The organism is Streptomyces sp. NPDC025273, assembly GCF_040638585.1.
Taxonomy (GTDB): domain Bacteria; phylum Actinomycetota; class Actinomycetes; order Streptomycetales; family Streptomycetaceae; genus Streptomyces; species Streptomyces cinereorectus.
In genome coordinates this window covers 644,673-668,373 of record NZ_JBEZYP010000001.1, presented here as the reverse complement: position 1 = coordinate 668,373, position 23,701 = coordinate 644,673, and the positions used below count along the sequence as shown (strand labels likewise).

Below are 23,701 nucleotides of genomic sequence, written 5' to 3'. Positions count from 1 at the left end.
TGCTGCTCGGAGTCCACGTCCCCCGCGCAGTCGCTCCTCGGCGGTACTCCCGGGCTGTGCTCGGACGCTCGCCCGAACTGCCGCACGAGAACCCGTCCATGCCACGGGACAGGCGCACGAGTAGTGACAAGTGGGGCGTGGGTTCGTTTCCCAGGCGTGAGTACATCTGATGCCCCCACAGCAACGGCAACCGCAACGGGCACTGGCTACGCATCCTTCGTTCCGGGACATTCACCGAGAGGAGTGGGAAGCGTGCCCGGCCCCAGGACTGCGGAGCCCCGACCCGAGGTGCAACCGCGTACGGTGCCCCCCGCGGCGAAGAGAGGGACGGAAACGCCGATGTACGGGCAATTGATCAGACTCTGGACTGCTCGCGGCAGCACGCTCCCCGGCGTCCCGGATCCGGAGTGGCAGCGGCTTGTCTCCTACCGGCACCACCAGGAGGAGACGGAGCGGACGTTGCGGATACTTCACCTTCGCGACACCACGCCACTCGCATGACCTGACGGCCGGAATCAATCCCGGTGCACGAACAAAGAGCACGAACGGCCGGGAACATGACGCGGGATGATTGTCGCCAAGTACTATCTCGCAGGCCCAATCGGGTCATTTCGGCATTTCGCAGAAACAATTCAGCCGCACCGACGTTGACCGACCGTGGAAGCCAGGGAGATGTGGAAGCGGCACGCCGTTTTGGCCGACGCCTTCTGTGGTGCGGACGACCGGGTGCGTGAGGCGCAGTCGGTATTCGACGGGGCCCAGGCGGAGCGTGCGAGAACTCTTGCCGCTTTCGCCGTCACTGTGGGTAGTGACGCCGCTGTTGCCGAGTTGCTGGGGCTGAACGAGCGCGAGGTGCGGCTCGCCCGCCGTACCGTCGGAAAGAGCGATGCCCGCTCGCTCGCCGGAGCACTGCTCAGCCATCCGCCGGCCGACGCTCCGGACGTGGCCGCGGCGACGGGAGCCGTTCCCGGGAACAACAGCCCCCTGCCCCTCCCCCAAGGCGGGAATCCCGCGGCCAAGGTACGACTGGAGCCCACTCAGTGCTCCATTCCGTCACCCCGCGTGGAACAGCTCCCGGCCCAGCAGTCGACACCTGCGGGGCCCCTGGGACCGGAGGAGTGGTCGCACGCCCGCGACGCCCTGCTGGTGGACGGCTGGAACAAGGGTACGGATGCCGCGGCCCTCGCCGCCCAGCTCGGCATCGGGCTCACTCAACTGGTCTCGCGGGCGCAGTTGCTGTACGCGAACGGGCGCCTCACGCAGGCACGCCGCGACCGGGGCCGGCACAGGCGCCTCTCGAACGAATTCGCCCGGGCCGCCGAGACCGCCCACGGCTTCGGCCGCGCCCTGTCCTCGAGCGCGAACGAGAACCGTTCATGGTCACCGCCGGCCGACGCCCCCGGCCAGGCGAGAACCGCTCAGTACGCGCCTTACAGCCAGGACGGCAGCGAATTCCTCCGCTCGCACGTCGACGCGACGCCCGGGAACTCCGCCTACCCGGCGCAACAGAGGTGGGCCCACGACTATCCGGCCGAGCGCTGACACGAGCCTCCGGGCGCCCGCCGGGCAGCGGCCGGGCTGCTCACGGCGGGCCTCGCGACCTCCGCGCCCCGCCCGGCCCGAAGCCACCGGGGCCGGCTACTCGCGCGCGGTGGCCGTGCTGCTCATGTCCGGGTACCTGTCCCCCGCCACCTGGCCCGCCAGTGGCTCCAGCAGCTCCAGCTCCTGCTCGGACAGGGACAGCCTGGTCGCCCCGAGGTTCTCCAGCAGACGGCTGCGCTTGCGGGTGCCGGGGATCGGCACCACGGTCAGACCGTGCACCTGTGCCCTCTGCTGCACCCAGGCCAGGGCCACCTGCGCGGCCGTCGCCCCATGGGCCGCCGCGATCTTGTGCACGGGCTCCAGCAGGGCGGCGTTCCTCTTCGCGTTCTCGCCGGTGAAGCGCGGCTGGTGCTTACGGAAGTCGTCGTCCGCCAGGTCCTTGACCGCGTCGGCGAACGCCCCGGTCAGGAACCCGCGGCCGAGCGGCGAGTACGGCACGAGGGTCACCCCGAGCTCCGCTGCGGCGGGCACGGCGCTGTGCTCCACGTCCCGGCTGAAGAGCGACCATTCGGACTGGAGGGCGGCGATCGGGTGCACGGCGTGCGCCTCACGGAGCTCGGCCCCGGTCACCTCGCTCAGTCCGAGCTGCCTGACCTTGCCCTGCCGCACCAGCTCGGCCATCGCGCCCACCGACTCGGCGAGCGGGACGAGCGGATCGCGGCGGTGCATGTAGTACAGGTCGATGACGTCGGTGCCCAGCCGTCGCAGGCTGCCCTCGACGGCCTCGCGGATGTACGCGGGATCGTTGCGCACGCCCCGGTAGTGCGGGTCGTCGGTCCGCTCTATGGCGAATTTCGTGGCCAGCGTGATCTCGTCCCGGTGCGCCCCGACGAACGGCGCGAGGAACGTCTCGTTGGCCCCGCGTCCGTAGACGTCCGCCGTGTCGAAGAGGGTGACGCCCGCGTCCAGCGCCGCCTCCAGGGTGTCCCGGGCCGCCGCCTCGTCGGTTTCCCCGTAGAACTCGCTGATCCCCATGCAGCCGAGCCCCTGCACGCCCACCTGCGGGCCTTGACCGCCGAGCTGTACGGTCGCGATCTTTCCGGTCTCGCTCATGTGGTCAGACCCTTTCCGATTCCGGCGCCGTACGGGCGCCACCATAGAAGTCGATCTTGAAGTCGAGCACGGCGAGCGTCCCCTGGAGCTCCGCGATACGGGACCGCACGTCGCGCCGGGTCGACTCCAGCAGTTCCTGTCGTTCGGCGAAGGTGTGCTCGCCCTGCCGGACCAGCTCCGCGTACCTGACCATGCCGGCGACCGGCATGCCGGTCAGCCGGAGTTTGCCGACGAAGGACAGCCAGTCCAGGTCGCGGTTGCTGAAGCGGCGCTGGCCCGTGTGCGAGCGGTCCACATGCGGCATCAGCCCGATCCGCTCGTACCAGCGCAGCGTGTGTGCCGTGAGCCCGCTGAGGGCCACGACCTCGCTGATGGTGTAGCGGTCCTGGCCCTCGGGACGCGGGTGCGCCGTCGGGGCCGAGGCACAGGTGTCCGTGCGTGCGGAAGTGCTTTCCCTCACCGTCATGTCCTCCACGCTAGAACCTTGGAGTGCGCTCCAAGCAAGCGATACGGGGGCGATCGCGGATTCGGGCCCCGTTAGGCTCATACGCATGCACAGCCTGGCGATGATCGAGAACTGGCCCGTCCCCACCGCGGCAGCCGCCGTCGTCACGTCGGACGGCGCGCTCCTGGGTACCCATGGTCCCACCGCGCACCGCTTCCCGCTGGCCTCCGTCACCAAGCCGCTCGCGGCCTACGCGGCGCTGGTGGCGTACGAGGAGGGCGCCGTCGAGCTGGACGAGCCGGCCGGCCCCGAGGGCTCGACCGTCCGCCACCTCCTGGCGCACACCAGTGGCCTCGCCTTCGACGAGCACCGGGTCACGGCGCCCGCCGGCACCCGCCGGCTGTACTCCAACGCGGGCTTCGAGGTGCTCGGCGACCACATCACGAAGGCCACGCAGATCCCGTTCGCGGAGTACGTGCGCCAGGCGGTCCTGCAGCCCCTGGGCATGACCTCGACGACGGTGGACGGCTCCCCGGCCAAGGACGGCGTCTCGACCGTGGACGACCTGGTCCGCTTCGCTGCGGAGGTCCAGGCCCCGCGCCTCCTCGATCCGCGTACGGTGCTGGAGGCCCAGACCGTCGTCCACCCGGGCCTCAAGGGCGTGCTCCCCGGCTACGGTCACCAGAACCCCAACGACTGGGGACTCGGCTTCGAGATCCGCGGCTCCAAGTCACCGCACTGGACGGGGCTCTCCTCCTCCCCCGCCACCTTCGGCCACTTCGGCCAGGCCGGCACGTTCCTGTGGATCGATCCGGCGGCGGGCGCGGCCTGCGTCGCGCTGACGGACCGGGCGTTCGGCCCCTGGGCGACCGAGGCCTGGCCGCCGTTCACCGACGCGGTGCTGGCGGAGCTGTCCGCCTCCCGCTGAGAGGCCCTCCGGCCGACGTACATCTCCACGTACCAGGCGCAGTTGGTCTACGGGCTGCTGCGGACGGAGAAGTACGCGCGAGCCCTGTTTTCCGTGGACGACCCCAGCAGGGTCGAGGGGTCCTCGTACAGCGGCACCAACGGCGGCGACTGCGTCGAGGTGGCCGACGGCTGCTCCGCCTCCGTCCCCGACAGCAAGAATCCCGCCGGACCCGTGCTCGTGGACGGGCTTCGCTGACCGAACGGACGGAGGCCGGCGGCACCGTGAGCGCATCACAGCGGTCACGGTGAAGACGCATCTGCTGCGGGAGTTCGCCGAGCTCGGGGCCGGCGCCCCGTAGGCACGCGGTGGTCATGGCGCTCGAACCGGGCCTGCAGAAGAGGCGTCCGTGCGCCTCACACCGAGGCGAGCTCCCACATCAGCACCTCGGCGGCCGTCAGGGCCACCAGCTCCAGCCCTCCGGACTCCGTGATCCGTGCCGAGTCGCCCGCCGCCAGCTCCTCACCGCCGACCCGCACCTCGCCCCGTACGACATGGACGTACACGCCCGCCGCTTCCGGCACCGCGGTGCGCTCACCCTCGGCCAGGCGGCGGACATGGAGCATGGCGCGCGACTCGGGCAGGGCGTACGGCGTGGAGTCCGCGATCCCGGCGACATGCGTGTACGACGGCTCCCCGCCGGGTTCCAGCGGGGCCAGCCACATCTGAATGAACGTCAGCGGACCCTCGCCGTCGTTGCGTTCGACATGCCGCACCCCGGCGGCCGAGCTGAGGTGCTGGACGTCCCCGGCACGTACGACGGTGGCGTGGCCCGCCGAGTCCCGGTGGGTGAGCTCGCCCTCCACCACCCAGGTGACGATCTCGGTGTGGCTGTGCGGATGCTCGTCGAAACCGGCGCCCGGGGAGAGACGCTCCTCGTTGCAGGCCAGCACCGGCCCGAAGCGCAGGTTGTCGGGGTCGTAGAAGCGCCCGAAGGAGAATGCGTGCAGCGTCTCGATGCCCGCGGAGACACCCGGGGCCGGGTCCCCACCGCGGAAGCGGTCGCCGGAGCGGCGTACGTCCATCACACGTCCACGGTAGCCCCGCCCGGCGACCCGCCCGCCCCTCCCCTCCGCGCACCTGCCCCGATAAGGCAGTCTTGTGTCCGTGCCCCGACCCGATCCTGAGCAACCCGCCTCGAACGCCGCCCACCTCCACGCCGCGACCCTGAAGCGGCTGGAGCGGTCCTCCGGCCGTCTGGCCGCCAACGCCATCGCCCGCATGGACGAGACGCTGTCGTGGTACCGGGCGATGCCACCGGAGAACCGGTCCTGGATCGGTCTGGTGGCCCAGGCGGGCATCGCCGCGTTCACCGAGTGGTTCCGGCACCCGGAGACCCCGCAGGCCATCTCCACCGATGTGTTCGGCACGGCTCCGCGCGAGCTGACCCGGGCCATCACACTGCGGCAGACCGTCGAGATGGTGCGGACGACGATCGAGGTCATGGAGTCCGCGATCGACGAGGTGGCGGCCCCCGGCGACGAGTCGGTGCTGCGTGAGGCGCTGCTCGTCTACGCCCGCGAGATCGCCTTCGCGACCGCCCAGGTGTACGCCCAGGCCGCCGAGGCCCGCGGGGCGTGGGACGCCCGGCTGGAGTCCCTCGTGGTGAACGCGGTGCTGTCCGGCGAGGCGGACGAGGGTGCCGTGTCACGCGCCGCGGCGCTCGGCTGGAACTCCCCCGAGCACGTCTGCGTCGTCCTCGGCACCGCCCCGGACGGGGACAGCGAGCTCACCGTGGAAGCGATCCGGCGGGCTGCCCGGCACGCCAAGCTCCAGGTGCTGACCGGGGTGCTCGGTCACCGGCTGGTCGTCATCGCCGGCGGCAGCGACAACCCGCTGAACGTGGCGAAGTCGCTGATCGGCCCGTATGCCGCCGGTCCCGTCGTCGCCGGTCCCGTGGTGCCCGACCTGCTGGCCGCCACCCGGTCCGCCCAGGCCGCCGCCGCCGGGCTCAAGGCGTGCTCGGCGTGGCAGGACGCCCCGCGCCCCGTACTGTCGGACGATCTCCTTCCGGAACGCGCGATGGCCGGAGACCCCGCCGCGCGCGACCAACTGGTGGAGGAGATCTACAGACCGCTCGAAGAGGCCGGTTCGGCACTGCTGGAGACGCTGAGTGTCTATCTGGAACAGGCGAGCAGCCTGGAGGGCGCGGCCCGGATGCTGTTCGTGCACCCCAATACCGTGCGCTACCGGCTGCGACGTGTGACCGACGTCACCGGCTGGTCACCCTCCGACGTCCGCTCCGCGTTCACCCTGCGGATCGCCCTCATCCTGGGGCGCTTGGCCGCCGGAGATACTCAGTCCTAGACTTTTGTCGGACTTCAACAATTCCCCTGACGGTTCTTCGTCCCTGTCCCCACGGGCCTACGGAGCCGTCCACAAGAGAGAGTGTGAGGGTGCTCGTACTCGTCGCTCCCGGCCAAGGCGCTCAGACGCCCGGCTTCCTGACTCCCTGGCTCGAACTCCCCGGCGCCGCCGACCGCATCGCGGGCTGGTCCGACGCCATCGGGCTCGACCTTGTCCACTACGGCACGAAGGCCGACGCGGACGAGATCCGCGACACGGCGGTGGCCCAGCCGCTGCTGGTCGCCGCGGGTCTCCTCTCCGCCGCCGCCCTGGACGCATCGCCCGGCGTCGTCGCGGGCCACAGCGTCGGTGAGATCACCGCCGCGGCGCTCGCCGGCGTCATCGACGACGAGGCGGCGCTCCGCTTCGTACGCACCCGAGGGCTCGGCATGGCCGAGGCCGCCGCGGTCACCGAGACGGGTATGGCCGCGCTCCTCGGCGGGGACCCCGATGTCTCTGTCGCCCACCTGGAGAAGCTGGGGCTCACCCCGGCGAACGTCAACGGCGGCGGCCAGATCGTCGCCGCGGGCACCGCGGAGCAGATCGCCGCGCTGGTCGAGGACATGCCCGAGGGCGTGCGCCGTGTCGTGACGCTCAAGGTGGCGGGCGCGTTCCACACGCACCACATGGCTCCAGCCGTGGAGAAGCTGCGTACGGCCGCCGCCGGCCTGACGGTCGCCGACCCGAAGGTGACGTACGTGTCGAACGCCGACGGGAAGACGGTCGCCACCGGCGACGAGGTCATCTCGCGGCTCGTCGGCCAGGTCGCCAACCCGGTCCGCTGGGACCTGTGCATGGAGACCTTCAAGGAGCTCGGGGTCACGGCGTTCATCGAGGCCGCCCCCGGCGGCACCTTGGTGGGGCTCGCCAAGCGCGCGCTGCCCGGCGTGAAGACGCTCGCGCTCAAGACCCCCGACGACCTCGACGCCGCCCGCGCGCTCATCTCCGAGCACGCCGGCGCCTAAGGAGCCCGAGAGCATGTCGAAGATCAAGCCCAGCAAGGGCGCCCCGTACGCACGGATCATGGGTGTCGGCGGCTACCGCCCGACCCGTGTCGTGCCCAACGAGGTGATCCTCGAGACGATCGACTCGTCCGACGAGTGGATCCGCTCCCGCTCCGGCATCGCCACCCGGCACTGGGCCTCCGACGAGGAGACCGTGTCGGCGATGTCCGTGGAGGCCGCCGGCAAGGCGATCGCCGACGCCGGGGTCACACCCGGGCAGATCGGCGGAGTGATCGTCTCCACCGTCTCGCACTTCCAGCAGACCCCGGCCATCGCGACCGACATCGCCCACAAGATCGGCGCGGGCAAGCCCGCCGCCTTCGACATCTCGGCCGGCTGCGCGGGCTTCGGCTACGGCCTCACGCTCGCCAAGGGCATGATCGTCGAGGGTTCCGCGGAGTACGTCCTCGTCATCGGCGTCGAGCGCCTCAGCGACCTCACCGACCTTGAGGACCGCGCGACGGCCTTCCTGTTCGGCGACGGTGCGGGCGCGGTCGTCGTCGGCCCCTCCGAGGAGCCGGCCATCGGCCCCACGGTCTGGGGCTCCGAGGGCGACAAGTCCGGAACGATCAAGCAGACCGTGGCGTGGGACGTCTTCCACGCCGACCGGCCGGAGAAGTTCCCGGCCATCACGCAGGAGGGCCAGGCGGTCTTCCGCTGGGCCGTCTTCGAGATGGCCAAGGTCGCCCAGCAGGCACTGGAAGCGGCCGGGATCTCCCCGGAGGATCTGGATGTCTTCATCCCGCACCAGGCCAACATGCGGATCATCGACTCGATGGTGAAGACGCTCAAGCTGCCGGAGCACGTCACGGTCGCCCGTGACGTGGAAACCACCGGCAACACGTCGGCCGCCTCGATTCCGCTCGCAATGGAGCGGCTTCTGGCGACCGGTCAGGCCAAGAGCGGCGACACGGCGCTCATCATCGGCTTCGGGGCGGGTCTCGTCTACGCCGCGACGGTCGTTACCCTCCCCTAGGCACACCGGACCTTTCGGTCCGTACGCCCGAACCCTGCAGAAACACATCGAAGGAGCGCCAACATGGCCGCCACTCAGGAAGAGATCGTCACCGGTCTCGCCGAGATCGTCAACGAGATCGCCGGTATCCCGGTCGAGGACGTCCAGCTGGACAAGTCCTTCACCGACGACCTGGACGTCGACTCGCTGTCCATGGTCGAGGTCGTCGTCGCCGCCGAGGAGCGCTTCGACGTCAAGATCCCCGACGAGGACGTCAAGAACCTCAAGACGGTCGGCGACGCCGCCGATTACATCCTGAAGCACCAGGGCTGATCCCAGCCCGTCCCGTGTGTCGCCACCCGGCGGTGGCGCCGCTGATTCACGACCCTCTACACGTGGAGAAGATTTTCCAGTGATCCCGACCAATCGCACCGTGGTCGTCACCGGTATCGGCGCAACCACTCCGCTGGGTGGCGACTCCGCATCGACCTGGGAAGGTCTGATGGCGGGCCGCTCCGGCGTCAAGCCCCTCGAGGGCGAACGTTTCGCCGAACTGCCTGTCCGGATCGCGGCCCTCGCGGCCGTGGACCCGAGTGAGGTCCTTCCTCGCCCGCTCGCCCGCAAACTGGACCGCTCGGCGCAGTTCGCGCTGATCGCGGCCCGCGAGGCGTGGGCCGACGCGGGTTTCACCGGCAAGGCCGGTGAGGACGAGAAGATCCGCCCCGAGCGTCTGGGTTCCGTCATCGCCTCCGGTATCGGCGGCGTGATCACCCTGCTCGACCAGTACGACGTGCTCAAGGAGAAGGGCGTACGCCGCGTCTCCCCGCACACCGTTCCCATGCTCATGCCCAACGGCCCGGCGGCCAACGTCGGTCTGGAGGTCAACGCCCAGGCCGGTGTCCACACCCCGGTCTCCGCCTGTGCGTCGGGTGCCGAGGCCATCGGCTACGCCGTCGAGATGATCCGCACCGGCCGTGCAGACGTGGTCCTCGCCGGTGGCACCGAGGCGGCCATCCACCCGCTGCCGATCGCCGCGTTCGCCAACATGATGGCGATGTCCAAGAGCAACGACGAGCCCGAGAAGGCCTCGCGCCCGTACGACACGGCCCGTGACGGCTTCGTCCTCGGCGAGGGCGCCGGCGTCGTCGTCCTGGAGTCCGCCGAACACGCCGCCGCGCGGGGCGCCAGGGTCTACTGCGAGGTGCTGGGCCAGGGTCTGTCCGCGGACTCCCACCACATCGCGCAGCCCGAGCCCACCGGGCGCGGGATCGCCGCCGCGATGCAGAATCTGCTGGACTCCACGGATCTGAAGCCGTCGGAGGTCGTACACCTGAACGCGCACGCCACCTCCACCCCCCAGGGTGACGTGGCCGAGCTCAAGGCGCTGCGCAAGGTCCTGGGCGACGACCTGGACCACGTGGCGATCTCCGCCACGAAGTCGATGACCGGTCACCTGCTGGGTGGCGCGGGCGGCATCGAGACCGTGGCGACGGTCCTGGCGCTGCACCACCGGCTGGCCCCGCCGACCATCAACATCGAGAACCTCGACGAGGCGGTGGAGGCGAACGTCGTGCGCGACAAGCCGCAGCCGCTGCCGGAGGGGCCGATCGCCGCGATCAACAACTCGTTCGGCTTCGGCGGCCACAACGTGGTGCTGGCGTTCCGGTCGGTCTGACCCCCGCCCGTACGCCCGTGAGGCCCGCTCCCCGTTCTTCGGGAGGCGGGCCTCACGCGCGGTGCGGGCCTGTGGCGGGGACGTCTCGCGGACCTCGGGACAGGGTCCCGGGGCGGGTCACACGACCTGGTGGAGCCACCGCACGGGCGCGCCCTCGCCCGCGTGCCGGAAGGACTCCAGCTCGTCGTCCCAGGGCTTGCCCAGGAGCTTGGCGACCTCGGCCTCCAGGTCCGTCTCCCCGCGCACGGAGCGTGCCAGTGCGGCCCGCAGCCGGTCCTCGGGGATCAGGATGTCGCCGTGCATGCCGGTGACCGCGTGGAAGATGCCGAGGCCGGGCGTGGAGCTGTAGCGCTCGCCCTCCGCCGTCGGGCACGGCTCGGCGGTCACCTCGAAGCGCAGCAGGTCCCAGCCGCGGAGTGCGGAGGCGAGCTGCGACGCGGTGCCGGCCTGGCCCTTCCACGAGAATTCGGACCGCCAGGTGTCGGGCGCGGCCGGCTGCCTGATCCAGTCCAGCTGGACCCGCACCCCGAGCACGTTCGCCACGGCCCATTCGATGTGCGGGCACAGCGCGCGCGGTGCGGAGTGAACGTACAGAACTCCACGTGTCGTCACCGGGACCTCCAGTGTGGGACGAGGTTCGCCTTCCCCAGCGGCCTAGCGCCCGTAACGGCTCTTTCCGGCCGGCTCCCGAGGTTGTCATCATTAAACAGCATCGGGAGTGAATCTCCTGAAAAGAGACATTATGTGACATGAGGTAATTTACCGGAGCCGCCGCCCGTGCGTCGGGTGGACAGGCGGCCTCCACTGGTTCGACGGGGAAAAGCTACCGTGCGCCGGGGCCGGGTGTGTGACGTACCGTCGGTCCCGGGGCCATGATTCGCTCAGCATTCACCCGCGGGCGCGCGCCGGCCCGCCACCTGGGACTGCCGGGTGTGCCAGAGGCACCATCATCTGTGTGACCGGAGGGGAACGGGGATGCCTGAGCGTTCGTCGCGCCGTGGTGTCCGCACCGCCGCCGCCACGCTGACGGCGGCCGTGTGCGCCGGCGCCGCCCTGCTGGCGGGCTGCGCGGGCGGACCGGAGGGGACCACGGGCAGCGCGGCCGGGCCGCGGAGCCCCTCCCCCTCCCCGGCCCCGGTGTGGGATGCGAGCCCGGCCTCGCTGGCCGCCGTCGGTGACTCCGTCACCCGGGGCTACGACGCCTGCTCGGTGCTGGCCGACTGCCCGGAGGTGTCGTGGGCGACGGGCACCGACGACGGGGTCCGCAGTCTCGCGGTGCGGCTCCTCGGAGCGTCGAGGGCGGCCTCGCACAGCTGGAACCACGCCGTGTCGGGTGCCCGGATGGCGCAGCTGCCGGAGCAGATGGCGCTGGCCGGCAAGGAGAAGCCGGAGCTGGTCACGGTGATGATCGGCGCGAACGACGCCTGCCGCGACTCGGTGGACGTCATGACTCCGGTGGCGGACTTCGAGGCGGCCTTCGAGACGTCGATGCGGCGGCTGCGCGGCACGGCGCCCGAGGCCCAGGTGTACGTGTCGAGCGTGCCGAATCTGAAGCGGCTCTGGTCGACCGGGCGCGAGAACCCGCTGGGAAAGCAGATCTGGAAGCTCGGGATCTGCCGGTCGATGCTGGGGGACGCGGACGACATGGGCGCGGCGGCCGTCGAGCGGCGGAACACCGTGCGGGAGCGCGTCGTCGCGTACAACGGGGTCCTGCGCGAGGTGTGTGCCCGGGACCCCCGCTGCCGGTACGACGGCGGGGCGGTGTTCGACTACCGGTTCACCGGTGAGCAGCTCAGCCCGTGGGACTGGTTCCACCCGGGGCGCGACGGCCAGGCGCGGCTGGCAGAAATCGCTTACCGCAATGTCACGGCGCCCGGACCCCCCGCGTAAAGTCGGTGATCATGACGACGGGCACAGCGGTACACAGCGAAGACTTCTCCCCGCTCGCGGACGGCACCGCCGTGCGGCGCTGGACCCTGGAGCGCGACGGCACCCGGGTGCGCGTGCTGACGTACGGAGCCGTGGTGCAGTCGGTCGAGGTGCCCGGCCGGGACGGCACCCGGACCGGTGTGGCCCTCGGGCTGCCGGACACCGCGGGGTACGAGACGTACGCGGGGCCGTACTTCGGCGCCCTGGTCGGACGGTACGCGAACCGGATCGCCGGGAGCTCGTTCGTCCTCGACGGGCGCACGCACCGCGTGACGCCCAACGAGGGCCGCAACCACGTGCACGGCGGGACCCGGGGCTTCGACAAGCGGGTGTGGGACGCCGAGGAGGTGCCGGACGGGGTGCGGCTCTCCCTGGTCTCCGAGGACGGCGAGGAAGGCTTCCCGGGGCGGCTGGAGGTCTCGGTGACGTACACACTGGACGCGGGCGGGGCGCTGCGGATCGGCTACCGGGCGACGACGGACGCGCCGACGGTGCTGAATCTGACGAACCACACCTACTGGAACCTGGCCGGTGCGGACAGCGGGAGCGCGCTCGGGCACCGACTGCGGCTCGCGGCGGGGCGGATCACTCCGGCGGACGCGGAAGCCATCCCGACGGGTGAGTTCGCGGCGGTGGACGGGACCCGGTTCGACTTCCGGGAGCCGAAGCCCGTGGGCGCCGGGTACGACACCAACTACGTGCTCGACGCGACCGGTGACGGACCCGCGGCCGAGCTGTACGACCCGGCGTCCGGACGGGTGCTGACGGTCACGACGACGGAGCCGGGGCTGCAGTTGTACACCGCCGACCACTTCGACGGGCGGCCGTTCGTGCCGTGCGGCGGGATCGCGCTGGAGACGCAGCACTTCCCCGACTCCCCGAACCGTCCGGAGTTCCCGAGCACGGTGCTGCGGCCGGGCGAGGAGTTCGTGTCCACGACGGTGTACGGGTTCTCGGTGCGCTGACGCTCAACTCCCGTTGTACCGGGTGCTGTCAACACTCACGGGGCGAGATCACCGGCGGGTGAACCGTGGCGTCGGGGGCGCGTCCGCGACGGTGTCGGGCGGTGCGGCACAGCAAGGTGATCAACATGACCTCACCAGCTGATGATTCGTCTTCCGTCCTGCCTTCCCGCCGGTCCCTGATCGCGGGCGCCACGGCGGGTGCCGCGGCCCTCGCCGTGGCCACGGCCCCGTCCGCGGCGTCCCTGACCGCCGGCGGGGTGCCCCGAGCGGCCCCGGCCGCCGCGGGTTCCGACCGGGCCGCCTGCCTCACCGTCGCCCGCGCCATCCTCGTGCGCGACGGGAACGACCGTGACCTGGTGCCCGGTTACCGCGAGATCCTGCTGGGGAAGGGACTGCCCCGGACCCGTGCCGCGCGCAGGAAGGTGCTGGTGGTGGGCGCGGGACCGGCCGGGCTCGCCGCGGCTCGGCTGCTCCACGAGGCCGGCCACACCGTCACCGTGATCGAGGCCAACGGCAACCGTGTCGGCGGTCGTATCAAGACCTTCCGGGCGGGCGGCCACGAGAAGGCGGAGGCGCCCTTCGCGGACCCGAAGCAGTACGCCGAGGCCGGTGCGATGCGCATCCCGGACAGCCACCCGCTGGTCACCGGGCTGCTGGACGGCTACGAGCTGAAGCGGCGCCGCTTCCACCTGGTCGACGTGGACGGCGAGGGGCGCCCCGCCAACCGCTCCTGGATCCACGTCAACGGCATCCGGGTCCGTCGCGCCGACTACGCGCAGAAGCCCCAGGCGGTCAACCGCTCCTTCGGTGTGCCCGCGGCCCACGAGAACACGCCCGCCTCGCAGATCGTCCGGGACGCGTTCGCACCCGTGCGCAAGGAGATCGAGGGCAAGGAGGGGACCGCGCTGGTCGAGGGCTGGGCGACCGTGCTGCAGCGGTACGGGCACTGGTCGATGTACCGGTACCTGACGGAGGCCGCCGAGCTCGACGAGCGCACCATCGACCTCATCGGCACCGTCGAGAACATGACCTCGCGGCTCCACCTCGCCTTCCTGCACAGCTTCATCGGGGCCTCGCTGATCAGCCCGGCCACCTCCTTCTTCGAGCTGCCCGACGGCACCGCCACCTTGGTCGACGCGATGTACGCGCAGGTCAAGGACTTGGTGCGCCTGGACCGCCGGGCCACCCGGATCAGCCACACCGAGGACGGGGTCACTGTCGAGACGGTCTCCGAGGGCCGGGGCGGTCCCGTCGTCCGGGAGACGTTCACCGGCGACCGGGCCATCGTCACCGTCCCCTTCTCAGGGCTGCGGCACATCCCCATCACGCCCAGGCTCTCGTACGGCAAGCGGCGCGCGATCACCGAGATCCACTACGACACCGCGACCAAGGTGCTGCTCGAATTCAGCCGCCGCTGGTGGGAGTTCGACGAGGCGGACTGGAAGCGGGAGCTGGAAGCGGTGCGTCCCGGCCTGTACGAGGACTACCGGCTGGGCAGGGCTCCGGCCGACGGTTCACTGCTGGGCGCGCACCCCTCGGTGCCCGGCGGCCACATCCCCCCGGGCCAGCGGGTGCACTACGCGGCCTGCCGGGCCACCGTCCGTGACCAGCCCGAGGCGGCGCACGTCATCGGCGGCGGCTCGGTGACCGACAACGCCAACCGGTTCATCTACCAGCCCTCGCACCCGGTCGAGGGCAGCCGGGGCGGGGTTCTCCTGGCTTCGTACAGCTGGGCCGACGACGCCCTGAAGTGGGATTCGCTGGACGAGGACGAGCGCTACCCACGCACCCTGGGCGGCGTCCAGGAGGTGTACGGGCAGCGTGTCGAGGTGTTCTACACGGGTGTGGGCCGGACCCAGTCCTGGATGCGCGACCCGTACGCGTACGGCGAGGCGTCCGTCCTCCTGCCGGGCCAGCACACGGAGCTGTTCCCCGATGTGGGCACCCCGGAGGGGACGCTGCACTTCGCCGGCTGCCACACGTCCGTCAAGCCGGCCTGGATCGAGGGCGCGCTGGAGTCCGCCGTCAGGACGGCGCTGGAGGTGCACGGGGGCTGAGGGCTCAGCGGGCGAGGCCCAGGGTGACGCCGAGGCCCACCAGGACCGAGCCGATGGCGCGGTTGAGGACCTTCTGCCTGCGCAGCATCGCGGTGCGCAGGTGGGAGTGGGAGAAGAAGAGTGCCACCAGGCCGAACCATCCGAAGTGGGCCAGGGACATGAACAGGCCGTAGCCCGCCTGCTGCCAGAGGGCCGTGTCCGGCCCGACGACCTGGGTGAAGGTGGACACGACGAAGAGCGTGGTCTTGGGGTTCAGCGCGTTGGTGAGGAAGCCGGTGCGCAGGGCCCCGAGCCTGCTCAGCCCGGACTCGGAGCCGAGGTCGACGTCGAGGTCGGCGCGGGCGAGGAACGTGCGTACCCCGATGTAGACGAGGTAGCACGCACCGGCCAGCTTGATCGCGGTGAACAGCGCGGTGGACGAGGCGATCAGCAGGCCGACGCCGAGCATGGTGTACGTGACGTGGACGAGGACGCCCGCCGCGACCCCGGCGGCCGCGACGAGCCCGGTCGTACGGCCGTAGAGGTAGCTGTTGCGCACGATCATCGCGAAGTCGGCGCCCGGGCTGATGACCGCGAGCACGGTGATGAGCGCGACGGCGAGGAGCTCGGTCACGGCGGGCCCCTCCTCAGCCCTTGTGCAGGGTGTACGGCGAGGCGGCCGGCTCCGGGGGCGCCGTGAGCTCGCGGACCAGCAGGGTGGCCCCGGCGACGGCTCCCGGCATCAGGAACACGGCGACGAAGGGCACGAGGAAGGAGAGGCCGAGCGGGACGCCGAAGCCGAGGACCATCATGCGGCGGCCGCGCAGCAGGACGAGCCGGTCCTTGAGGGCCATGCCCCGGCGCTGGAGGGCGACGGCGGTGAGCTCCTCGGCGAGGAAGTAGCCGGAGACGCAGAAGCCGATCACGGGGACGACCGTCTGACCGAGGACGGGGACGAATCCGAGGGCGAAGAGCAGCACGCCGTACAGCGCGACGCGCAGCAGGATACGGACGGAGTCGCGGGCGGAGATCCACAGCTCGCGCCAGAGCGGCAGGCCGGACTCGGGGACGTCACCGCCCTCGCTGCGGTCGACCTCCTCGGAGAGCGACTCGTAGAACGGCTGGCCGACCAGCAGGGTGACGGCGGTGAAGGTGATCACCGCGAGGAAGAGTCCGAAGACGAAGACGAGGACGACCAGGGTGTTGCGCAGGAGCCCCAGCCAGGGCGAGGACCAGTCGTCGGCGAAGGGGGTGGCCCAGGCGACGAAGTCGTCGGCGCCGTAACCGAGTCCGGTCAGCGCTCCGGCGTACACGACCAGGGTGACCAGCCCGGGCAGCAGGCCGAATCCGAACCACCGGCCGTGTCCGAAGGCCCAGCGCTGTCCTTTTATCAGGTATCCGAAACCCGCCCCGAGATCACTCATGGCGTCAGCGTACTTGCGCGAACCATTGACACTGCCCCGGGCCCGTCATTACGGTCACGCCAGAATTTCGAACGAGTGACGAAATACCGAACACGTCGAAAGGCAACACCCGTGCGCATCACCGGAATCAGCACGCATGTCGTCGGGACGCCGTGGCGCAACCTCACCTATGTGCAGGTCCATACCGATGAGGGTCTCACCGGGGTCGGGGAGACCCGGATGCTGGGCCGGACGGACGCGCTGGTCGGCTATCTGCGGGAGGCGTCCGCCAACCACATCGCGGGTTCCGATCCGTTCGCGGTGGAGGACCTCGTCCGCCGGATGAAGTACGGCGACTACGGGCGGGCCGGGGAGATCGTGATGTCCGGCATCGCGGTCGTCGAGATGGCCTGCTGGGACATCAAGGGCAAGGCCCTCGGGGTCCCGGTCTGGCAGCTGCTCGGCGGGAAGGTGACCGACCGGGTCAAGGCGTACGCCAACGGCTGGTACACCACCGAGCGCACCCCGGAGGCGTACCACAAGGCGGCGCAGGCGGTCGTGGAGCGCGGATACCGGGCGCTGAAGATCGACCCCTTCGGTACGGGGCACTTCGAGCTGGGCCAGGAGGAGAGCCGGTACTCGGTGTCCCTCATCGAGGCCGTACGGGACGCGATCGGGCCCGACACCGAGCTGATGCTGGAGATGCACGGACGGTTCAGCCCTTCCACGGCGGTGCGGATCGCCCGTGAGATGGCACCCTTCAGGCCCGCCTGGCTGGAGGAGCCTGTGCCGCCGGAGAACCTCAGGGCGCTGAGCAAGGTCGCGGAGAAGGTCGACCTGCCGATCGCGACGGGTGAACGCATCCACGACCGGATCGAGTTCCGGGAGCTCTTCGAGTCGCAGGCCGCCGACATCATCCAGCCGGACGTCGGCCACATCGGCGGCATCCTGGAGGCCCGCAAACTCGCGGCGACCGCGGAGACCCACTACACGCTGATCGCCCCGCACAACGTGGGCGGTCCGGTCCTGACGGCGGCGAGCCTCCAGCTCGCGGGCTGCACACCCAACTTCAAGATCCTCGAACACTTCAACGACTTCGCGGACGCCGACATCAAGAAGGTGGTCAAGGGCGCGCCGTACGTCGATCCCGCCACCGGCTGCTTCGAGCTCTCCCACGCCCCGGGCCTCGGCGTGGAGCTGGACGTGGACGCCGCGGCCGAGTTCCCGCAGCAGCAGGCGCGGTTCGACCTGTGGGCGGACGGCTGGGAGAAGAGGCAGCCCAAGTGAGCACGCTCTCGCGTTCGCTGACCGTCGAGCGACCGGGCAGCCACCGCCTCTCCGAGGGACCGCCCCCGGAGCCGGGTCCCGGCGAGGTCCGGGTGCGGGTCGCCGCGGCGGGGATCTGCATGAGCGACCGCGAGGTGTACGACGGCCATCGCGACCCGGCCTACGTGCGCTATCCGGTCGTGCCCGGTCACGAGTGGTCGGGGACCGTGGACGCCGTGGGCGAGGGTGTGGGTCCCGAGCTGCTCGGGCGGCGTACGGTCGCCGAGGGCTTCCGGGCCTGCGGGCGCTGCGAGCGGTGCCGGTACGGGGAGACCTCCCTGTGCACGGCGGGGTACGACGAGACGGGATTCACCAGGCCCGGAGCCTTCGCCGACCACGTGGTGGTCCCGGCGCGGCTGCTGCACCTGCTGCCCGACGACGCCGATCTTCGGGCCGCGGCCCTGCTGGAGCCCGCCGCGGTGATCGCGGCGGCGGTGCGGGCCGGGGCGCCCGAGCCCGGCGAGCGGATCGCCGTACTGGGGGCGGGGACGCTGGGGCTGCTCGCGGTCCAGCTGCTGGCGGCGGTGTCGCCCGCGGAGCTGACCGTGATCGACCCGCGGGGGGAACGGGCCTCACTGGCCCTGGACTTCGGCGCGGGCGAGGCCCGTACCCCCAAGGAGGCCGAGGAGGTGCGGGGCCGCTACGACCTGGTCGTGGAGACCGCCGGAGCACCGTCCACCGCTGCCGACGCGTGCCTGCTGGCGCGGCGCGGCGGGCGGGTGGTGCTCACCGGGATGTTCACCCCCGGGGCCGTGGGGATCGATCCGGTGCATCTGTCGCTGAGCCAGCTCACCGTGCGCAGTGTCTTCGGGGCTCCTTCGGCCGCCTGGTCGTACGCGGTGCGGGCGTTCGCGGCCGGGCTGCTGGATCCGGCACCGCTGATCACCCACGAGTTCCCGCTGGAGCGGTTCGCCGAGGCGGTGGCGCTGGTCGGCGCCGGGGGCCCGGAGACCGGGAAGGTGCTGCTGCGCCCGTGACGGGTCCGTCCTGAGATCGCCCGCACCGGGCGTGCGCGCCGGCCCACACCCCATGATCCGAACTTCGTCCGAAATACCGAACATGAAGGACCAGTCGTGAAAGACACCCCTGTCCCCGCCCCCGGTGCCGCCGGCCCGCGCCGCCCCGGCGACGCGGTGCTCACCGCGCTCGGCCTCGGCCCGGCGCCCCTCTCCCCCGCCGACGCCTCCCCGCACTCCTTCCCCGACGGGGGGAGCTGGCGCACCGAGGTGCCGTCCGTGGAGGGTCCGGAGGCGCTCGGTGTGGTGCTGAAGGAGTCCGCCAGGCTCGACGTACCCGTGCACCGCGTCAGTCAGGGCAGCGGGGTCTGGATGCTGACCGACGCGGAGATCACCGAGATGGTGGAGGGCTGCGCCGAACGCGACATCGAGCTCTGCCTGTTCACGGGGCCGCGCGGTACCTGGGACACCGGCGCCTCGGTCCGGACGGACTCCGGCGGCGCCGGGCTGCGGTCCCGGGGCCACGACGCCCTGGCCGGCTGCGTCGAGGACGCGCTGCGTGCCACCGAGCTGGGGGTGACGTGCCTGCTCGTGGCGGACGAAGGGGTGCTGTGGACCCTGCACCGGCTGCGCGAGCAGGGCGTCCTGCCCGCGGACACCACCTTCAAGGTGTCGGCGCTCATCGGGCCGGTGAACCCGGCCTCGTACGCGGTGTTCGAGCAGCTCGGCGCCGACTCCATCAACATCCCGTCCGACCTGACGCTCGCCCAGTTCACCGAGATCCGCCGGGTCTCCCGGGCCCCGATGGACCTCTACATCGAGGCGCCGGACGACCTCGGCGGCTACGTGCGGATGTACGAGGCGGCCGAGCTGGTGCGCCGCGGCGCCCCGATCTACCTGAAGTTCGGTCTCTCCAGGACCCCTGGCATCTACCCCTACGGCCATCAGCTGCGCGACGTCGCGCTGAACTCGGCCCGCGAGCGTGTCCGACGCGGCCGCCTCGCCCTCGATCTGCTGGCACGGCACGGCGCCGACGGCGACATGTCGCCGCTCGGCTCCCGCCACCCCGGCCGGCTCAACCGGTTCCCTCTGACCCCGAAGGACTGACATGCGCACCACACGAGCCGCAGCAGCAACGACCGCCGTCGCACTCTCCCTGGTCCTCGCCGCCTGCGGGCAGAGCAGCGAGGGCGGCAGCAAGGTGGACAAGAAGGGCGGCAAGGACTCCACCGTCGGCATCGCGATGCCGACCAAGTCGTCCGAACGGTGGATAGCCGACGGCAGGAACATGGCCGCCGAGTTCAAGAAGCTCGGGTACAAGACCGATCTGCAGTACGGCGAGGACGACGTCGACCAGCAGGTCTCGCAGATCGAGAACATGATCACCAAGGGTGTGGACGTCCTGGTGGTCGCGGCCATCGACGGCCGGGCGCTGGGTGACGTCCTGCGTCAGGCGGGCGAGCAGGGCGTCGAGGTCATCTCCTACGACCGGCTGATCCTGGGCACCGAGGACGTCGCGTACTACGCCTCCTTCGACAACGAGAAGGTCGGTGAGCTGCAGGCCGGCTACATCGTGGAGAAGCTCGGGCTGAAGGACGGCGGCGAGAAGGGGCCGTTCAACGTGGAGCTGTTCGCCGGGTCGCCGGACGACAACAACACCCGGTACTTCTTCCAGGGGGCGTGGAAGACCCTCAAGCCCTACATCGACAAGGGCCAGATCGTGGTCCGCTCCAAGCAGACCGCGCTGGACCAGGTCACCACCCTGCGCTGGGACGGCGGCACGGCCCAGAAGCGTATGGACGACCTGCTCACCAGCGCGTACTCCTCGGCCTCGGTGGACGCGGTGCTCTCCCCGTACGACGGCATCTCCATCGGCATCATCTCGGCGCTCAAGTCCGACGGCTACGGCACGAAGGCGAAGCCGTACCCGATCGTCACCGGGCAGGACGCCGAGGTCGCCTCGGTGAAGTCGATCATCGCGGGCCAGCAGACGCAGACCGTGTACAAGGACACCCGTGCGCTCGCCAAGCAGGCCGTGCAGATGGCGGACGCCGTCCTGAACGACAGGAAGCCCGAGACCAACGACACCACCACCTACGACAACGAGAAGAAGGTCGTCCCGGCCTTCCTGCTGGACCCGGTGAGCGTCGACAGGACCAACTACCAGGCCGAGCTGGTGGACTCGGGCTACATCAAGGAGAGCGACCTCACGTGACCGGGGCACTCAGGGACAACGGCCCCGTGGACGGCGGCGGACCCGTTCTGGAGATGCGGTCCATCGTCAAGACCTTCCCCGGCGTCAGGGCACTGTCCGACGTCTCGCTGACGGTCGCCGAGGGCGAGGTGCACGCCATCTGCGGGGAGAACGGGGCCGGCAAGTCGACCTTGATGAAGGTCCTCAGCGGCGTGCACCCGCACGGCAGTTACGAGGGGGACATCCTCTTCCGCGGCGAGCCCTGCGCCTTCAAGGACATCCGGGCCAGCGAGGCGCGCGGCATCGTGATCATCCACCAGGAGCTCGCCCTGGTGCCGTACCTCTCCATCGCCGAGAACCTCTTCCTCGGCAACGAGCACGCGAGGCGGGGTGTGATCGACTGGAACGAGACGCTGAAGCACGCCGCGGCGCTGCTGAAGCGCGTCGGTCTCGACGAGCACCCGCAGACGCGGGTCGCCGACCTCGGGGTAGGCAAGCAGCAGCTCGTGGAGATCGCCAAGGCCCTGGCCAAGGAGGTGCGGCTGCTGATCCTGGACGAGCCGACCGCCGCGCTCAACGACGCGGACAGCGAACGGCTCATCCAGCTCATCAGGGAGCTGAAGGCCCAGGGCATCACCTCGATCATCATCTCGCACAAGCTGGGCGAGATCGCCGCGGTCGCCGACTCCGTCACCGTCATCCGGGACGGCCGCACGGTCGAGACCCTGGACGTGGCGGACGGGTCGACGACCGAGGACCGGATCATCCGGGGCATGGTCGGGCGGGATCTCGACCACCGTTTCCCGCCCCGCTCCCCGTACGAGGGCGAGGCGGGCGCCCGCCCCGCCCTGGAGATTCGCGACTGGACCGTGCACCATCCCATCGACCAGCACCGCAAGGTCGTCGACGGGGTCTCCGTCGACGTCCGGCGGGGCGAGATCGTCGGGCTGGCCGGGCTGATGGGCGCGGGCCGCACCGAGCTCGCGATGAGCGTCTTCGGCCGCTCGTACGGCCGGGGCATCAGCGGCACCGTCCTCAGGGACGGCCGGGAGGTCCGCACCCGCACGGTCCCCGAGGCCATCGCGCACGGCATCGCGTACGTCACCGAGGACCGCAAGCAGTACGGCCTCAACCTCATCGACACCATCGGCCGCAACATCAGCCTCAGCGCCCTGGGCAAGGTGGGGCGGCGCGGCATCGTCGACGAGCACGAGGAGACCCGGGTCGCCGAGTCGTACCGCACCTCGATGAACATCAAGGCCCCGACCGTCTTCGAGCAGGTGGGCCGGCTCTCCGGCGGCAACCAGCAGAAGGTCGTCCTCAGCAAGTGGATCTTCGCGGGTCCGGACGTGCTGATCCTGGACGAGCCGACCCGGGGCATCGACGTCGGCGCGAAGTTCGAGATCTACACCGTCATCGACAGGCTCGCCGCCGAGGGGCGGGCGGTCCTCCTCATCTCCTCCGAACTGCCGGAGCTGCTCGGCATGTGCGACCGCATCTACACGATGTCCGCCGGCCGGCTCACCGGGGAGGTCCCGCGCGCGGAGGCCACCCAGGAAGTTCTGATGCGCCACATGACCAGCGACAAGAGGTAACGGAACATGTCCACGGCCACCACCGAAACTCCGAAGGGCCCCACCCCGCACGGGTCCTCCACGCGCGCGCTGCTCCTGGACGCCGCCCGGCGCAACATGCGCCAGTACGGCATGCTCATCGCCCTCGGTCTGATCGTCGCGCTGTTCGGGATCTGGACCGACGGCGTCCTGCTCAGGCCGAACAACGTCACCAACCTGGTCCTCCAGAACAGCTACATCCTGGTCCTGGCCATCGGCATGATGATCGTGATCATCGCCGGCCACATCGACCTGTCGGTCGGCTCACTGGCCGCGTTCGTCTCGGCGGCCTGCGCCGTGATGATGGTCGAGCACGACGTGCCCTGGGTCCTCGCCCTCGTCCTCGCCCTCCTCCTGGGGGCGGTCGCCGGCGCCTGGCAGGGCTTCTGGATCGCGTACGTCGGGATCCCGTCGTTCATCGTGACCCTGGCCGGGATGCTGCTCTTCCGGGGCGGTACCCAGATCCTGCTCGGCAGCCGGTCCATCGGGCCCTTCCCCGACGGCTTCCAGAAGATATCCACCGGGTACCTGCCGGAGCTCGGCCCGGACACCAACTACCACAACCTCACCCTGCTGCTCGGGTTCCTCGTGCTGGCCGTGGCCCTGATCCAGGAGGTCCGCGACCGGAACCGGCAGAAGGAGTACGCCCTCGACGTCCTGCCCCGCAGCATCTTCCTGGCCAAGTGCGTGGCCATCGCCGCGGCGGTACTGGCCTTCACCATGACGCTGGCCAGTTACCGCGGTGTCCCGGTCGTCCTGCTGCTGCTGGCCGTGCTGCTCATCGGCTTCGGCTACCTCATGCGCAACGCGGTCATCGGCCGCCATGTGTACGCGCTCGGCGGCAACCAGGCCGCGGCGAAGCTGTCCGGGGTCAAGGACAAGCGGGTCACCTTCCTGGTCTTCGTGAACATGGGCGTCCTGGCCGCCCTGGCCGGGATCGTCTACGCGGCCCGGCTGAACGCGGGCGTCCCCCAGGCCGGAACCAACTTCGAACTGGAGGCCATCGCCGCCGCGTTCATCGGCGGCGCCTCGATGAGCGGCGGCGTCGGGACGGTCTTCGGCGCGGTCATCGGCGGCCTGGTCCTCGGCGTACTGAACAACGGCATGTCCCTGGTGGGCATCGGCACCGACTACCAGCAGGTGATCAAGGGCTTCGTCCTGCTGGCCGCGGTCGGCTTCGACGTCTGGAACAAGCGCAAGGTCGGCTCGTAACACCCCCTCACGAAGGAGTT

The 23,701-nt window shown here is 70.7% G+C and carries 23 protein-coding genes and 1 pseudogene; 18 read left to right on the top strand and 6 right to left on the bottom strand.

The annotated features are described in order from the left end of the window. The first annotated feature begins 657 nt into the window (after positions 1-657). Positions 658-1,542 (top strand): hypothetical protein, encoded by an 885-nt coding sequence (locus tag AB0F38_RS02875; protein ID WP_361885584.1) that lies wholly within the window; start codon positions 658-660, stop codon positions 1,540-1,542. Between the two features lie 96 nt (positions 1,543-1,638). On the opposite strand, the gene AB0F38_RS02870 is transcribed toward AB0F38_RS02875, so the two are convergent. Together AB0F38_RS02870 and AB0F38_RS02865 are read right to left on the bottom strand one after the other, a co-directional pair. Continuing rightward, a complete protein-coding gene (locus AB0F38_RS02870; protein WP_361885582.1) occupies positions 1,639-2,655 on the bottom strand; it encodes an aldo/keto reductase in 1,017 nt (338 codons plus the stop codon). A gap of 4 nt (positions 2,656-2,659) precedes the next feature. Next, positions 2,660-3,121 carry a MerR family transcriptional regulator gene (locus tag AB0F38_RS02865; RefSeq protein ID WP_361885579.1) on the bottom strand — a complete coding sequence of 154 codons (462 nt, stop codon included), beginning with the start codon at positions 3,119-3,121 and terminating at the stop codon, positions 2,660-2,662. 85 nt (positions 3,122-3,206) lie between these two features. Between AB0F38_RS02865 and AB0F38_RS02860 the strand changes: the two genes are divergently transcribed. The 3 genes and pseudogenes from AB0F38_RS02860 to AB0F38_RS02850 all read left to right on the top strand — a co-directional run bounded on the left by AB0F38_RS02860 (position 3,207) and on the right by AB0F38_RS02850 (position 4,265). Beyond that, on the top strand, positions 3,207-4,028 hold the full coding sequence (locus AB0F38_RS02860; protein WP_361885576.1) for a serine hydrolase domain-containing protein: 822 nt from the start codon (positions 3,207-3,209) through the stop codon (positions 4,026-4,028). A gap of 21 nt (positions 4,029-4,049) precedes the next feature. Further along, positions 4,050-4,121: pseudogene (locus tag AB0F38_RS02855) on the top strand (Scr1 family TA system antitoxin-like transcriptional regulator); the annotation flags it as partial. After that, positions 4,113-4,265, top strand: a complete 153-nt coding sequence (locus AB0F38_RS02850) for a DUF397 domain-containing protein (protein ID WP_361886733.1) — start codon at positions 4,113-4,115, stop codon at positions 4,263-4,265. The pseudogene AB0F38_RS02855 and the gene AB0F38_RS02850, both read left to right, overlap by 9 nt. Before the next feature lie 158 nt (positions 4,266-4,423). On the opposite strand, the gene AB0F38_RS02845 is transcribed toward AB0F38_RS02850, so the two are convergent. After that, entirely contained in the window at positions 4,424-5,095 is a 672-nt protein-coding gene (locus AB0F38_RS02845; RefSeq protein ID WP_361885573.1) for a pirin family protein, read from the bottom strand. A 79-nt stretch (positions 5,096-5,174) separates the two neighbouring features. Here AB0F38_RS02845 and AB0F38_RS02840 point away from each other — a divergent pair, with 79 nt between their 5' ends. From AB0F38_RS02840 to fabF, 5 genes are all read left to right on the top strand, one after another. Beyond that, positions 5,175-6,374, top strand: coding sequence for a helix-turn-helix domain-containing protein (locus tag AB0F38_RS02840; protein WP_361885570.1), 1,200 nt, complete (start codon positions 5,175-5,177; stop codon positions 6,372-6,374). Positions 6,375-6,463: 89 nt separating this feature from the next. Then, on the top strand, positions 6,464-7,378 hold the full coding sequence (locus AB0F38_RS02835) for an ACP S-malonyltransferase (RefSeq protein WP_361885567.1): 915 nt from the start codon (positions 6,464-6,466) through the stop codon (positions 7,376-7,378). Between the two features lie 13 nt (positions 7,379-7,391). Continuing rightward, positions 7,392-8,393 (top strand): ketoacyl-ACP synthase III, encoded by a 1,002-nt coding sequence (locus AB0F38_RS02830; protein WP_361885564.1) that lies wholly within the window; start codon positions 7,392-7,394, stop codon positions 8,391-8,393. Between the two features lie 63 nt (positions 8,394-8,456). After that, complete coding sequence (locus AB0F38_RS02825; protein ID WP_014045780.1) at positions 8,457-8,705, top strand: acyl carrier protein; 249 nt, start codon at positions 8,457-8,459, stop codon at positions 8,703-8,705. 79 nt (positions 8,706-8,784) lie between these two features. After that, complete coding sequence (fabF, locus tag AB0F38_RS02820; RefSeq protein ID WP_361885561.1) at positions 8,785-10,047, top strand: beta-ketoacyl-ACP synthase II; 1,263 nt, start codon at positions 8,785-8,787, stop codon at positions 10,045-10,047. A gap of 117 nt (positions 10,048-10,164) precedes the next feature. Here fabF and AB0F38_RS02815 read toward each other — a convergent pair whose 3' ends face one another. After that, positions 10,165-10,659: a DUF3145 domain-containing protein gene (locus AB0F38_RS02815; protein ID WP_361885558.1), complete on the bottom strand. Its 495-nt coding sequence runs from the start codon at positions 10,657-10,659 to the stop codon at positions 10,165-10,167. Between the two features lie 363 nt (positions 10,660-11,022). On the opposite strand from AB0F38_RS02815, the gene AB0F38_RS02810 reads away from it, so the two are divergent. The 3 genes from AB0F38_RS02810 (at position 11,023) to AB0F38_RS02800 (ending at position 14,998) form a co-directional block, all read left to right on the top strand. Next, positions 11,023-11,937 (top strand): SGNH/GDSL hydrolase family protein, encoded by a 915-nt coding sequence (locus AB0F38_RS02810; RefSeq protein ID WP_361885555.1) that lies wholly within the window; start codon positions 11,023-11,025, stop codon positions 11,935-11,937. 11 nt (positions 11,938-11,948) lie between these two features. Next, a complete protein-coding gene (locus tag AB0F38_RS02805) occupies positions 11,949-12,941 on the top strand; it encodes an aldose epimerase family protein (RefSeq protein ID WP_361885552.1) in 993 nt (330 codons plus the stop codon). Between the two features lie 125 nt (positions 12,942-13,066). Beyond that, a complete protein-coding gene (locus AB0F38_RS02800) occupies positions 13,067-14,998 on the top strand; it encodes an NAD(P)/FAD-dependent oxidoreductase (RefSeq protein ID WP_361885549.1) in 1,932 nt (643 codons plus the stop codon). A gap of 4 nt (positions 14,999-15,002) precedes the next feature. Here the strand turns inward: AB0F38_RS02800 and AB0F38_RS02795 are convergent, their stop codons facing one another. Both AB0F38_RS02795 and AB0F38_RS02790 read right to left on the bottom strand, forming a co-directional pair. Further along, positions 15,003-15,611, bottom strand: a complete 609-nt coding sequence (locus tag AB0F38_RS02795) for a LysE family transporter (protein WP_361885546.1) — start codon at positions 15,609-15,611, stop codon at positions 15,003-15,005. 13 nt (positions 15,612-15,624) lie between these two features. Beyond that, positions 15,625-16,401 carry an EI24 domain-containing protein gene (locus AB0F38_RS02790; protein WP_361885544.1) on the bottom strand — a complete coding sequence of 259 codons (777 nt, stop codon included), beginning with the start codon at positions 16,399-16,401 and terminating at the stop codon, positions 15,625-15,627. Between the two features lie 111 nt (positions 16,402-16,512). Here AB0F38_RS02790 and AB0F38_RS02785 point away from each other — a divergent pair, with 111 nt between their 5' ends. From AB0F38_RS02785 to mmsB, 6 genes are all read left to right on the top strand, one after another. Continuing rightward, on the top strand, positions 16,513-17,667 hold the full coding sequence (locus AB0F38_RS02785; protein WP_361885541.1) for a mandelate racemase/muconate lactonizing enzyme family protein: 1,155 nt from the start codon (positions 16,513-16,515) through the stop codon (positions 17,665-17,667). Next, entirely contained in the window at positions 17,664-18,683 is a 1,020-nt protein-coding gene (locus tag AB0F38_RS02780) for an alcohol dehydrogenase catalytic domain-containing protein (RefSeq protein ID WP_361885538.1), read from the top strand. The genes AB0F38_RS02785 and AB0F38_RS02780 overlap by 4 nt, the downstream gene beginning before the upstream one ends. A 96-nt stretch (positions 18,684-18,779) precedes the next feature. After that, positions 18,780-19,769, top strand: a complete 990-nt coding sequence (locus AB0F38_RS02775) for a hypothetical protein (protein ID WP_361885535.1) — start codon at positions 18,780-18,782, stop codon at positions 19,767-19,769. 1 nt (position 19,770) lies between these two features. Beyond that, positions 19,771-20,877: a multiple monosaccharide ABC transporter substrate-binding protein gene (gene chvE, locus AB0F38_RS02770; protein WP_361885532.1), complete on the top strand. Its 1,107-nt coding sequence runs from the start codon at positions 19,771-19,773 to the stop codon at positions 20,875-20,877. A gap of 53 nt (positions 20,878-20,930) precedes the next feature. Then, positions 20,931-22,451, top strand: coding sequence for a multiple monosaccharide ABC transporter ATP-binding protein (gene mmsA / locus AB0F38_RS02765; protein ID WP_361886730.1), 1,521 nt, complete (start codon positions 20,931-20,933; stop codon positions 22,449-22,451). Positions 22,452-22,457: 6 nt separating this feature from the next. Next, a complete protein-coding gene (mmsB, locus tag AB0F38_RS02760; RefSeq protein ID WP_361885529.1) occupies positions 22,458-23,681 on the top strand; it encodes a multiple monosaccharide ABC transporter permease in 1,224 nt (407 codons plus the stop codon). The last annotated feature ends 20 nt before the right edge of the window (positions 23,682-23,701 follow it).